Below are 13872 nucleotides of genomic sequence, written 5' to 3' on the forward strand. Positions count from 1 at the left end.
TTAACAAAAAAAGTGCCACCTGTTTTTGTTCTTGATAGAAAAACAGTGAGTGAAAAGACGTTACTGACAAATTTTATTTCTATTAGGGCAATAACGTTTTGCAATTTCTGCCTAATCAATGTATAAACAGCGACCGTGACGGTTAGTTAAAAATTTTCCGTTATACACCAGTAGGCAGACAATGTGCCTGCTATCGATCAGGAGTGTTTATCTTTTTCGTTATTGATAAAGATTAAACAGTTATATTGGGGGTTAATGGGTAATGATCCATAATCTACTGAATAACAGTAATCAACAGCTGAACGCGGATCGCCGCGTGTCTTTGGCGTTTACTTTCCTGCCTTTGTTTACTTCTTCTCGAAGTTACCATCATCTTCTTAGTACACCTTTGGCTACCAGTCGATAACTGTCTGCCAAATGGTCGTATTTGTCACCGTTTAGATGTTCTAAGCACTTTAATTAATCCGAGTAATAGCTGTTTCCCCGACATAACTGCCCAGCAGTGCCACGTCTAATGACGGGCGACTTTCTGGCCGGAGAAAGCGTCACTCACCCCTCCATAAAGGAGTTTGTTATGAATGATAATATCGCTCGCAAAATGCGCCAGACGTACAACATCGCGTATTGGGGCGGTGGTTACTATCAGGTGAATGAGCGCGGAAATGTCTGTGTTTGCCCTAATCCTGATAACCCAGACACGTCTATTGATTTAGCTGAACTTGTTTATCAAGTTCAAGAGGAACAAGAGCATTTGCGTTTACCCGCATTGTTCTGCTTTCCTCAAATTCTACAGCACCGTTTACGTTCAATTAATGCGGCGTTTAAACGTGCTCGTGAATCTTATGGTTATACAGGCGATTACTTTTTGGTATATCCGATTAAGGTTAACCAACAGCGTCGCGTTATCGAGTCATTAGTGAATTCTGGAGAGCCTCTTGGACTGGAAGCAGGTTCGAAAGCCGAATTAATGGCGGTATTAGCGAATGCCGGCCGTACCCGTACTGTGATTGTGTGTAACGGTTACAAAGACCGTGAATATATTCGTTTAGCGCTTATCGGGGAAAAACTCGGTCACAAGGTGTATCTTGTTATCGAGAAAATGTCTGAAATTGAGATGGTGCTTAAAGAAGCGGAAAGCTTGAATGTGACTCCTCGATTAGGGGTACGTGCTCGTTTAGCGTCACAAGGGTCAGGTAAATGGCAAGCCAGTGGGGGTGAAAAATCTAAATTTGGCTTGGCAGCGACACAAGTGTTGCAGCTTGTTGAAATCCTGCGTAATGCCGACCGCCTAGAAAGCTTACAACTGCTGCATTTCCATCTTGGTTCGCAAATGGCCAATATTCGTGATATTGCGACAGGGGTCCGTGAGTCAGCACGTTTTTATGTTGAATTACACCGCTTAGGGGTCAAAATTCAATGTTTCGATGTTGGTGGTGGATTAGGGGTAGACTATGAGGGCACTCGCTCACAGTCAGATTGCTCAGTGAATTATGGTCTAAATGAATATGCCAATAATGTGATTTGGGCAATTGGTGATGCATGTGAAGAATATGACCTACCTCATCCAACGGTGATCACAGAATCAGGACGCGCACTGACTGCTCATCATACTGTCTTGGTTTCTAATGTGATTGGGGTTGAACGTAACGAGTTTACGAAAACATCTCCCCCAGATGAAGATGCGCCACGCTCATTGATTTCGTTGTGGGAAACGTGGGAATCGATGCAGCATCAAGGAAACAGTCGTTCATTGCGCGAATGGCTTCATGATAGTCAATTCGATTTGCAAGAAGCACATACACAATATGCGCATGGCGTTTTGGATTTAACTCAACGTGCTTGGGCTGAAGAACTTTATTTAAATATTTGTCGTCGCATTCAGCAAGATCTGGATCCGAGTAATCGCGCTCATCGCCCTATTATTGATGAACTACAGGAGCGTATGGCCGATAAGTTCTATGTGAATTTTTCGCTATTCCAATCATTACCTGATGCATGGGGGATTGACCAAGTTTTCCCCGTTTTACCCATTGAAGGTTTAGATAAGCCACTTGACCGTCGAGCGGTGTTATTGGATATCACCTGTGATTCAGATGGTATTATTGATCACTATGTTGACGGAGATGGCGTTGAAACAACTATGCCAATGCCTGCATATGATCCAGAAAATCCACCAATGATTGGCTTCTTTATGATAGGTGCGTATCAGGAAATTTTGGGAAATATGCACAACTTATTTGGGGATACGGCGGCAATTGACGTTTGGGTTGATAGCCAAGGTAATGTGCGTTATCTGCAAAGTGAAGAGGGGGATTCCGTTGCGGATATGCTGCAATACGTCAAGCTAGTACCAGAAGTCTTATTGGAAAGCTTTATCGAGCAAGTTAAAGGTACTGGGCTAAGCGAACAACTACAAAAAGATTTTGTGGATGAGTTTGAGAATGGTCTCTATGGCTATACTTACTTAGAAGACGAATAATTAGCGTTAAATGAACGGTGGCTAATCACGGGTGGCGTAAAGCTACCCGTGAGCCTAAATAATAAAAGTATTTGCTGATTACAAATGCTGATAGAGGAAGAGTGATGATTAATAGCACATTAGGTAACCAGATTGATAACTCTCTGGTTTCTAACGCATTTGGCTTTTTACGATTTCCACTGAATTTTCAACCATATAGTTCTGATGCTGAATGGGTGATCACCGGTGTTCCTTTTGATATGGCAACTTCAGGCCGTGCGGGAAGCCGTCATGGGCCAGCAGCGATTCGCCAAGTATCAACAAACCTAGCGTGGGAAAGCCATCGCTGGCCATGGAACTTTAAGCTAACCGAGCGTTTAAACGTTGTTGATTGTGGTGACGTTGTCTTTGCTTTTGGTGATGCACAGGATATGTGCGATAAATTACAAGCGCATACTGAAAAACTCCTCGCGGCTGGAAAGCGTTGTTTAACGTTTGGTGGCGATCACTTTGTGACGCTTCCTCTGCTGCGTGCTCATGCAAAGCACTTTGGCAAAATGGCCTTAGTTCACTTTGATGCACATACTGATACTTATGGTAATGGGAGTCAGTATGACCATGGAACGATGTTCTATCATGCTCCGAAAGAGGGGTTGATCGACCCGACTCGTTCAGTGCAAATTGGGATTCGTACGGAACATGACAGCGACAATGGGTTTACGGTACTTGATGCGGCTCAGGTTAATGACCGTGGTGTTGATGAGATGATTGAACAAATCAAATCAATTGTTGGTGATATGCCTGTTTATTTGACGTTCGATATTGATTGTCTTGATCCTGCATTTGCACCGGGAACAGGGACACCGGTTGTTGGGGGATTAACATCTGACCGCGCGTTGAAACTACTGCGTGGTTTACAACCCTTAAATATTGTTGGTATGGATCTGGTCGAAGTGGCTCCTGCTTATGACCAATCAGAAATCACAGCATTAGCCGCGGCTTCTATTGCATTGGATATGCTGTACTTGCAAGCATCCAAAAAATAAGCCGTCATTGCTTTATTATTAGGCTGCCATATGGGCAGCCTAAGGTTGTTGACAAAGTGGGATAAAGCGTGGTTTTTCCCACTTTGTGTTGTCAGTCGAAAATCAATAAATTGATTATCCTCGTTTATTTTCAAAACCTATCCGACTTGCCGCCAAACATAATAGGTTTGTCAGCCTATTTTTTTCTTAAAAAAGCGTTTGTTATTTGAACAGGTTTTTATAAATAGCATTTTTTGCTATACCTCTTAATGGGTATTTCTACCTCAATTTAATTATTATTTGGTTTTTTGTAGTCATTTCTATTGCAAATGCGAGTGATAATCAATCAAATAGAGTTGTATCTGTTACAATATTCACCTAAAACAGTTTAAGATCATAACTTTGTAACTTATTCGCAATCTTGCTAACGTATTGTTTAGTTAGAGTCATTTATTTTAACTATCCTAATGGGAGATAGCTCATGGCACTGAATAATAAAGTCATTTTGGTTACTGGCGCAGCACAAGGTATTGGTCGTGGTATCGCATTACGTTTAGCGAAAGAGGGAGCCGACATCGCACTTGTGGATCTTAAAAAAGATAAGCTAGCGGATGTGGCGAAGGAAATTGAAGCATTAGGCCGTAAAGCGACAACATTTGCAGCAGATGTCAGTAAACGTGAGGAAGTGTTTGCAGCAGTGGCGCATGCTGAAGCTGAATTAGGTGGTTTCGATGTCATGATTAATAATGCGGGGATTGCGCAAGTTAAACCTCTCGCCGATGTACGCCAAGAAGACATGGATTTAATTTTCAAAATTAACGTTGATGGTGTTATGTGGGGGATCCAAGCAGCCAGTGAGAAATTCCAACAACGTAAACAGAAGGGGAAAATTATTAATGCCTCTTCTATTGCAGGGCATGATGGTTTTGCAATGCTAGGTGTTTACTCTGCAACTAAATTTGCAGTGCGCGCATTAACTCAAGCGGCAGCGAAAGAGTATGCAAGCTCAGGCATTACTGTTAACTCATATTGCCCAGGTATTGTGGGTACCGATATGTGGGTAGAAATTGATGAGCGTTTTGCTGAAATTACAGGTGCACCAAAAGGTGAAACCTATAAAAAATATGTTGAAGGTATTGCATTAGGTCGAGCACAAACTCCAGAAGATGTGGCGGGCTTGGTCGCATTTTTAGCAAGTGATGACTCAGACTACATTACTGGACAATCAATCCTAACTGATGGCGGTATTGTTTATCGCTAATCCGTGGTGCGATTAGTTTTTACATAAACTCATGCCTAAATTGCGCCTGAAGCTATAAATATAGCGGAGGGCGCAATGGCTATATTGTACAACAAGAAAATATGGGTAATGAACGCTTGTCATCAATATTATCCTCTCGCTATCATCTCTTTTATATATCTTAAATATTATTCTAATTATTTAATTAGCTCCGATTACTGATAAAATCCTTTTGGTTATACAATAAGAAATAATCTATTCGCTATTGTTGATATGGTTTAGCATAGCTCTTGTCGTCATTGTCAAACACAATGTGTTTACTGAAATAGCCTTTATTTTAAAATGATAATGTAATTTATATATTATTAATCAATGACATGATAGGAAAAACTATGCCAAATAAAATTAAAGTGATGACATTTAATACTTATTTATTGCATGTTCCTCTTTTTAGTATTGGTGCATCAACAAGAAATACAAGAATTAATGCGATGATTAGAGATAATATTTTTTCTGATATTGACATTGTTATTTTTCAAGAGGTTTTTAGCCAAGATTCTGAAAAGAAATTATTTTCAGGAATGAGAGAGTTGGGGTTTATTTATCACACACCGGTTGCGGCTCAATATAATGAATCTATCCTAGCTTATTGTGACTCGAATAATTGTTGGAATAATAAAAAAGGAACATGGGATATTATTCAGCAAGTTAACTCAGGTATCGCTATTGCTTCTCGTTATCCCATTATTTATCGTGAATATCATCTTTTTGATGATTCGGGCTGTGGTGCTGACCGTTTTAGTGCTAAAGGAGGAGTGAGGGCCGTTATTGACTTTAAGGGCAGTAAGGTCAATGTTATTGGTACACATATGCAGTCGGATGATCATTATTGTATAATGACAACCCCTTCAGATCATCGTAAAACTCAGCTTAATCAGTTAATCAACTGGGCTAATAGCATCGCTTCAGAAGAGAATTTAGCCGTCGTCTTAGGGGGTGACCTTAATATCAATTATACGCAAAGGGAATATATACAAGCTTTGGATATTATTGGCTGGGGAGAACCTGAATATGTTTCATCGACTCCTTCGTGGGATGTCACAAGCAATGATATCATTAAAGCTGCGCATCCAGATGAAAAAGAGAGTTGGCATTTAGATTATATTTTTGCAAAAAATGTTGCTTCGATCAAAGAACAAACCAGACAGGTGAAAATGAAAACAGCTTATTATTATAATAATAATGCTTATTATGATTATTCAGACCATTATCCAGTCGTGGCTGAAATTGAATTATGATAATATTCAACATTCAGCCAGTTATTAATTTATATTTACTTATTCAGCTTTTAAATTTTTTAAGATCGCTTCTGATTGGGTCCATAATAGAGAACCCCCTTCATTTTTAAACAGGAAATGTTGGCAATGAGGAAAGCGAGTGGCAAGGATATGGCCAAAATCGGGTGAGTGCACAGAACTTTCATCTTTTTGGCCATACCATAATGATACAGGGCATTGGATTTGTTCAGGTTGGAAAGGCCATGCTTGTAGCGTAATCAGCAAATCTTGAACATAGCCTAAATTACCTTGTACAAAAGCACGGTTCATACATTCGGTGTAAGCTTCTAAAAAGGTGGCTTCATGATAAAGCTGTTGGTCGATTTCAGCACTACAATTGAGAATAAATGCCAATAGCCATGGTGCGCTGACATTTTTTTTCAACCAGTCAGCGAGCGCTTCAGGGCTATTTATGGCTTGCTCTTGCATATTGATCACATCAGAGCGTAGTCGTTCTCTCGTTGCTGGATGTTCAAATTGGTCTTGGCCTGAGACGATGGATAATGCATTCGGAGTGCCATAAAAAGCCAGTGCCATGGCAAATACAGCGCCTTGAGAAAAACCAATCACTGAGTAATGTTTAATTTGCTGAGAATGCAACAACACAGCGACATCTGCGGCAAAACGAGAAAGTGATTTTTGTGGATCTTGGGAAGAGTCCCCTAAACCCGCTCGCTCAGGCACAATCAATCGCAGCCCAAAACGGTTGAGGAATTCAATGCCAAAACCGAGTGTCCCACTCATACCTGCACCAGTACAAAAAATAACTGGAAAACCGGTTTTCGGCCCAGACTCATACCAACTCAAATGACGGCCATCAGGCAGTTGGAGTGAATTATGGTGTGTCGTGGTGAGCTGACGAGTATACATTGCTAATTCCTAACTTATGCTAAATCGAGGGTGTACTACCATAAATGTGATGAGTGACACAAAGGATATAGGAGATTTTATTGAAATAATAATAGCCATAAAAGAATAGTAAAATAATAATGAGGTATATTGCAAAGCTATTCATTAAAAAAAAGATAAGCTACTCATTTAATTAGGAACGAATATGGGGTTTTCAGAAGCGGACAAACAGTGTTTACTCGCGGTAAAAGGGGTAGGGCCGACGGTGATGAGTCGATTAGAACAAATGGGATTCTCGACGTTATCTCAGCTAAGTGAAGCATCCTATGAGGAAATTTTGCGGTTAGGCGCTGAACTCACAGGGTCTAGCTGTTGGAAAAACAGCCCACAGGCTAAGAAAGCAGTGGAAGGAGCCATTAACGCCGCTAAGATGGCCACTAAATAGCGAGTGGTTTCAAGGCTCCTGATTGATGAATAAGCGAATGTGATCCCAGCCGTATTCGCGAACGATAAAATGTGTTGATAACAAATAGAGACTTTAGTTATCTTGGCTTGAGCTGTTACCGGCGTATCTTGAGTAAGCGCGGATAGCGGTGTCATCATATATACATTTTCTTTTTAACCGAGTTGAAAATGCCTAGCGAGAAGAGGGGCTGTAAAATCTTTCTTAAGATAAAAGCCTCTCGGTAATGTCATGATAGTTTGCCCAAACTCACCAATTCCTTCTGTTAATGCTTTACTGTTAGCGGCTTTAGGGCGTATTTGTAGCACTTGTCCATGCCGTGCAGTGATGGTTTCAACCTTCCCAAGAACAATCAGATCCATCAATTCTTCCCAATCTTGACGTAGTAATTGCTCTTCCAGTGGTGAGGGACTCCATAGTAAAGGCGTCGCCACACGACGCTGTGCAAGAGGAATTTGGCGCTCTCCTTCAATAGGAAACCACAGTACCCGAGACAGTTTTCGACAAACATGGCTGTTTTCCCAAGTCAACCCACTATTACCCGTTAGAGGCGCAACGGAAACAAATGTTGTTTCCAGTGGCACACCATGACGATCGATAGGAATCGTTTTTAATTCGACGCCAATTTCAGCAAAATCTTGTTCAGGCTTACTTCCTGCGCTAGCCCCTAGAAAATACTCTAGCAACATGCCGACCCAGCCTTTGTCGCGCTTTAAATCAGGGGGGATTGGTAATCCTGCATATTCAGCCAATTGGCCCAGCGTATAACCAGCAAGGGCTTGCGCTCTCGCCATTAAAACAGACTCATTTTCAGGTGGTGGTGGCGGTAAAAATGGCATAATGCGATTAAATAATAATCAAAAAAAGTTCACAGGGTAGAGAAAGTATATCACTTTTTACACCAAATAATTAATGCATTGATATATAAGATAATAATAGAAGACTTATCCACATTATCTTTAATGAAAAATAGGTTATTCACGTTCATCCCATAATAATCACAGGATCATTCACTAGGTTATCCACAGATTTATTGGATAACTGTGAAAAACTTTAATTACTGTGTGCATTTACAGGCTTGACTTACCTGTTTTTTTGAACCTAATCACACAACTTGCCTAAGTTAAGCGCATTACTTGTGGATAAATCATACATTGATTGATCTTTGTTCATTTGAACTCCTAATGAATAAAGTCGAAAACATAAACAGGAGATAACAGGATGGAATGTAAATATCTTATTGTTTTAAAATGAGTTAGTAATGCGTGAGGATTTTCTTAAAGAAGTGACCTGTAGGATATACCCTGATTACTATCGGGTTGTTCACATGGATATCCACAGAAAAAGTGAATAACATCCTTATTATTCACCTATGGTGTTCATAACTTTTATGATTTCTGTGCATTATCCTCAGAAGGTTGAAACCATGCCGATTTAAAATCAAACCAACCGAACGTATTCATCCTTGCTCCACGCATGGTTTTTTGTCCTTGAAGCTCTAGCCAATGATGGAAGATTGGATGAAAAATCTGTGAATCAACTAAGCTTTCACACCATGCTTCGACATTAAGTGATTGTTGTCGCCAATTTGACAGCTCCTCTTTGAGGGGGGAGCCTAAACATTCACGAAATAATGGCATTTCATATAAAGTGGCAAAAATTGAAAATTCGAGAGGTTTAAAGAAGTTGGCTGTCGCAAGCCAAATATCACTTTCTGCTGTGCCATTGAACCATTCAGGGTAATTAACAATGTTTATTTTTAATTCGATACCTTGCGTTTTCAATACACGCTTCATTATTTGGCTGATAGCATAAAACTCGTGGTGTTGATGATAGAAAGTGACCGTCAATTCGGTTAAATCAGCTGGCTTAGGTAATAGCGTCAACATGCGACTATGATGCCAATGCAGTAATAGCCCATAAGCGGGAGCCCAGTGCCGCTGATAGAATGATTCACAATGCGCGAGCAGATTGATTGGTGTTAAAAAACTGCATAGCCATTGACGTATATCACAACGCTGCGCTAGGGCAGAGCGTTGATCCATCAATAAAAAGTAGCATCCTTCTTCCATACGACTTTCTAACGAATCATTTGGTTTGCTGTCACTGTCCATCTTTAATGTGGTACACACCATTTGCTCAGATAATTCAGGCACGACCCAAATAGTGACCTCATCAAGTAGTGCACGGTAGCCAAAATAGCGGTCAAATGCAGTGATTGTCAGTTTTTGCGGTAAGTTTTTTTCAACCAAAAAAGGGCCTGTACCAATAGGTATTTGCTCAAAATTGTCAAAAGACTCCCACTCTTTGGGGAGAATGGCAGCATGAGGACTCCCTAATAGTAAAGGTAGCTGCTTGTCGACTTCACTTAATTGAATATCAATGACATTGGGAAGAGGGGAGGTGACAGATTTAATATGTGAAAATAATGGCCAGCACTGCTGTAAACGCATCAATGAACTAATAATATCATCGACTAGCATCTCTCTACCGTGGTGAAAGTAAATACTGGGTCTTAAATAAAAACGCCATTCGGTGTCATTTATCATTTGCCAATAATGAGCGATACCATTTTCGACTTCCCCTTTTTCCTCATTTATATGCGTTAATCCATTAAATATCTGACTCATTAAGTGAATTTCAGAACGCCTCATGGGGGTTCCTGGTAGCAAATTAGGGAAATCACGGTAGTAGATGATGCGTAAAAGATTCTTACCTTGCCGATAACTGCGTTCTAATTCAGAGAGAACCATTTGGCGGATTGTTTCTTTATCTCCCACTAAAGCAACAAGTTTTTCAATGCTTTCTTCTTTTAGCAAACGCTCCGCTTGGGCTTGCTGTAACTCTAACCCATTAACATGAAAGAGTAAGGTTGAACGTTTCCCTCTGCCTGCTTCGGCTTGCCAACTGAGCCACCCATGAGATTGCATACTATTTAATAAAGTGCGGACGTGGCGTCGAGAGCAAAACAGTGTATCGGCAATATGTTGCAATGTGGTTTCACTATCTTGACCCTGAAAGTGTTGCCAAAGACGGACGAATTGTGTTTGTAAGCGAGAACTGGACATAAAAGAGGAACTCCGGCAATGATTACATCAATTTTTATTTCCTAATATCCATTTGATAATAGACACCAGTAAGTAGCTCGTTAGGCCTGTTAACTGGCAGGCTGACTCCCAGAATTATTGAGTAATGGTAATTTACCAGCCGATAGCAGCATTATCGGCTTTTTTTGTTGCCTTTATTTTGAATACTGTTATTGGATTTAGTCTACATAATAATGAGGATGATTTTAGAGTAAATCATGATGTAGGGGTAGGCTTATTCACTATTTATAAGATAAAACGCCCACAGAAGGTGGGCGTTGAGAAAGTGGTTGTTAATGCTTAGCGCATAAATGAAGGAATTTTCTGCTCATATTGCTTAATTTGATCAGCATGCTGCAAGGTCAAACCAATGCTATCAAGGCCATTCATCATGCAGTGACGACGGAAACTATCAATCTCAAAATGATAAGTTTTATCGCCTGCTTGAACCGTTTGCTGCTCTAAGTCAACTGTGAATTGGCAACCTTCATTGTTTTGCACATAGTTAAACATTTCGTCAACTTCTGCATCGCTCAGTTTTATTGGTAACAATTGGTTATTGAAAGAGTTACCGTAAAAAATATCAGCAAAACTAGGTGCAATAACCACTTGGATACCAAAGTCAGTTAAGGCCCATGGCGCGTGCTCTCTAGAGGAGCCACAGCCAAAGTTTTCGCGGGCGAGTAGAATACTCGCACCTTTAAACACTGGCTTGTTTAATACAAAATCTGGGTTTGGTTGTTGTCCGGCGTCATCAAGAAAACGCCAATCATTAAACAGGTGTTGTCCAAATCCTGTACGGGTGACTTTTTGCAAAAACTGTTTTGGAATAATCGCATCTGTATCCACATTCGCCGCATCTAAAGGGGCCACAATGCCTGTATGGGTAATAAATTTTTCCATGATAAATGCTCCTTTAGGCGTGAATATCGCGGACATCCGCAAAATGACCATTAATCGCCGCTGCCGCAGCCATTGCAGGGCTAACTAAGTGAGTACGTCCAGCTCGACCTTGGCGACCTTCAAAATTTCGGTTACTGGTTGATGCACATCGTTCACCAGGGTTCAAACGGTCATTATTCATTGCAAGGCACATGGAGCAACCAGGTAAACGCCATTCAAAACCCGCTTCGATAAAGATTTTATCTAACCCTTCTTGCTCCGCTTGAGCTTTAACTGGGCCTGAACCGGGAACAACGATCGCTTGAACACCAGAGGCCACTTTTTTACCTTTAGCAATAGCTGCCGCAGCACGTAAATCTTCGATACGTGAATTAGTACAAGAACCAATAAACACTTTATCAATTTTTACGTCAGACAGCTTGATACCAGACTTTAACCCCATATAAGCTAAAGCTTTCTCAGCAGATGCCCGTTCCACAGGATCACTGAAAGATTCTGGGGAAGGTATTGGTTCATTAATGGCAATAACTTGACCCGGATTCGTTCCCCAAGTGACTTGTGGCGCGATTTCACTGGCTTGCAATGTGACGATTTTATCGAATTGCGCATCTTCATCGGTTTTTAAGGTTTTCCAGTACGCAACAGCCTCATCCCACTCTTTTCCTTTAGGGGCAAATTGACGACCTTCCATATAGCTAAACGTTGTTTCATCTGGAGCGATAATACCTGCCTTCGCCCCCAACTCAATGGCCATATTACAAACGGTCATACGACCTTCCATACTGAGGTTTTCAATTGCTTCACCACAAAACTCGACAATATAGCCTGTACCGCCAGCACTGCCTGTTTTACCAATTATGGCTAAGACGATGTCTTTTGCTGTAATGCCGACCGGTGCTTTACCGATAACTTCAATTTTCATGGTTTTGGCGCGAGCTTGCTTCAAGGTTTGGGTCGCCATGACATGCTCAACTTCAGAAGTACCGATACCGAAAGCCAATGCACCAAATGCACCATGAGTTGCAGTATGCGAGTCCCCACACACGATGGTCATACCCGGTAAAGTAATGCCTTGTTCTGGCCCCATCACGTGAACAATACCTTGATAAGGATGGTTAAGGTCATATAAGGTCACACCGAACTCTTTGCAGTTTTTCATCAACTCTTGCATTTGGATACGTGCCATATCACCACAAGCGTTAATATCTTTTGTTTGTGTTGATACGTTATGATCCATGGTTGCAAAGGTTTTGCTTGGTTGATGCAATGGACGATTTTTGGTTCTCAAGCCATCAAAGGCTTGAGGTGATGTCACTTCATGAACCAAATGACGATCAATGTAGATCAGGGGTATCTCATTATCGACTTCACGTACAACGTGCGCATCATATAATTTCTGATATAAAGTTTTGGCCATGTTACACCCCTTCGGTGATATAACGGGCGATAATGTCACCCATTTCACTAGTACTGACGGACTTGCCACCACCGGCTAAATCTGCGGTACGATGGCCTTCTTCTAACGCTTTATTCACAGCTCTTTCGATGGCATCAGCGGCGTCATTCTGATTTAAACTGAATCTTAACAGCATGGCTGCCGATAAAATTTGAGCGATTGGGTTCGCGATATTTTTACCTGCGATATCTGGCGCGGAACCTCCTGCTGGCTCATAGAGTCCAAAGCCATCTTCATTTAGGCTTGCCGATGGTAACATCCCCATTGAACCAGTGATCATGGCACACTCATCTGAAATAATGTCACCAAACAAGTTTGAACACAAAACAACATCAAATTGAGATGGTGCTTTAATCATTTGCATTGTTGCATTATCGATATACATATGGCTAACAGCGACATCGGGGTATTCTTTAGCGATTTGATTAACAACTTCTCGCCATAAAACAGAACTTTGTAATACGTTAGCTTTATCAATTGAGGTCACTTTATGATGACGTTTCCGTGCTGACTCAAAAGCAATGCGTGCGATACGTTCTATTTCATAACGGTGATAAACTTCGGTATCGAAAGCGTATTCATCTTGCCCTTCACCTTTACGGCCTTTTGGCTGACCAAAATAGATACCGCCTGTTAATTCACGTACACAGAGAATATCAAAACCTTGGGCTGCGATATCGGCACGCAGAGGACAAAATGCCTCTAACGCTTGATACAAGCGGGCAGGGCGCAAGTTACTGAATAATTTAAAGTGTTTGCGTAATGGTAGTAGTGCTCCTCGTTCGGGTTGGCTATCTGGCGGCAAGTTTTCCCATTTAGGGCCACCAACGGAACCAAACAAAACGGCGTCTGCATTTTCACAACCTACGACAGTTTCTTCAGGTAGCGGTTTGCCGTGGCGGTCAATTGCGATACCGCCAACGTCATACTCTTTGGTTGTGATAGATAATGCAAAACGCTGGCGGATTGCATCCAACACTTTATTGGCTTGAGCCATGACTTCTGGTCCAATACCATCTCCAGGTAATACGGCAATATGATAGCTCTTAGACATT

The 13872-nt window shown here is 41.2% G+C and carries 11 protein-coding genes; 5 read left to right on the forward strand and 6 right to left on the reverse strand.

The genetic code is table 11. From position 1 onward, the window contains the following. Positions 1 to 574: 574 nt before the first annotated feature. From speA to M1F03_RS06470, 4 genes are all read left to right on the forward strand, one after another. A complete protein-coding gene (gene speA / locus M1F03_RS06455; protein WP_163860884.1) occupies positions 575 to 2479 on the forward strand; it encodes a biosynthetic arginine decarboxylase in 1905 nt (634 codons plus the stop codon). A 104-nt stretch (positions 2480 to 2583) separates the two neighbouring features. Further along, the gene (speB, locus tag M1F03_RS06460; protein ID WP_154622996.1) at positions 2584 to 3504 is read left to right on the forward strand and encodes an agmatinase; all 921 of its coding nucleotides are present in this window, start codon (positions 2584 to 2586) and stop codon (positions 3502 to 3504) included. Positions 3505 to 3964: 460 nt separating this feature from the next. Next, complete coding sequence (locus M1F03_RS06465; protein ID WP_154622995.1) at positions 3965 to 4744, forward strand: acetoin reductase; 780 nt, start codon at positions 3965 to 3967, stop codon at positions 4742 to 4744. 371 nt (positions 4745 to 5115) lie between these two features. Further along, the gene (locus M1F03_RS06470) at positions 5116 to 6021 is read left to right on the forward strand and encodes a sphingomyelin phosphodiesterase (protein ID WP_163860885.1); all 906 of its coding nucleotides are present in this window, start codon (positions 5116 to 5118) and stop codon (positions 6019 to 6021) included. A 39-nt stretch (positions 6022 to 6060) separates the two neighbouring features. Here the strand turns inward: M1F03_RS06470 and M1F03_RS06475 are convergent, their stop codons facing one another. After that, positions 6061 to 6930, reverse strand: coding sequence for an alpha/beta fold hydrolase (locus tag M1F03_RS06475; protein ID WP_251463831.1), 870 nt, complete (start codon positions 6928 to 6930; stop codon positions 6061 to 6063). Positions 6931 to 7114: 184 nt separating this feature from the next. On the opposite strand from M1F03_RS06475, the gene M1F03_RS06480 reads away from it, so the two are divergent. Further along, positions 7115 to 7354, forward strand: coding sequence for a helix-hairpin-helix domain-containing protein (locus M1F03_RS06480; protein ID WP_154622659.1), 240 nt, complete (start codon positions 7115 to 7117; stop codon positions 7352 to 7354). Between the two features lie 173 nt (positions 7355 to 7527). On the opposite strand, the gene mutH is transcribed toward M1F03_RS06480, so the two are convergent. The 5 genes from mutH to leuB form a co-directional block, all read right to left on the reverse strand. After that, a complete protein-coding gene (mutH, locus tag M1F03_RS06485; protein ID WP_154622660.1) occupies positions 7528 to 8211 on the reverse strand; it encodes a DNA mismatch repair endonuclease MutH in 684 nt (227 codons plus the stop codon). 549 nt (positions 8212 to 8760) lie between these two features. Then, positions 8761 to 10440, reverse strand: a complete 1680-nt coding sequence (gene sgrR, locus M1F03_RS06490; RefSeq protein ID WP_154622661.1) for an HTH-type transcriptional regulator SgrR — start codon at positions 10438 to 10440, stop codon at positions 8761 to 8763. A gap of 318 nt (positions 10441 to 10758) precedes the next feature. After that, a complete protein-coding gene (gene leuD / locus M1F03_RS06495; protein WP_154622662.1) occupies positions 10759 to 11361 on the reverse strand; it encodes a 3-isopropylmalate dehydratase small subunit in 603 nt (200 codons plus the stop codon). A gap of 13 nt (positions 11362 to 11374) precedes the next feature. Beyond that, the gene (leuC, locus tag M1F03_RS06500; RefSeq protein WP_163860886.1) at positions 11375 to 12778 is read right to left on the reverse strand and encodes a 3-isopropylmalate dehydratase large subunit; all 1404 of its coding nucleotides are present in this window, start codon (positions 12776 to 12778) and stop codon (positions 11375 to 11377) included. Position 12779: 1 nt separating this feature from the next. After that, the gene (gene leuB, locus M1F03_RS06505; protein WP_154622664.1) at positions 12780 to 13871 is read right to left on the reverse strand and encodes a 3-isopropylmalate dehydrogenase; all 1092 of its coding nucleotides are present in this window, start codon (positions 13869 to 13871) and stop codon (positions 12780 to 12782) included. Between the last annotated feature and the right edge of the window lies 1 nt (position 13872).

It is taken from the genome of Providencia sp. PROV080, from assembly GCF_033688105.1.
GTDB classification, from domain to species: domain Bacteria; phylum Pseudomonadota; class Gammaproteobacteria; order Enterobacterales; family Enterobacteriaceae; genus Providencia; species Providencia zhejiangensis.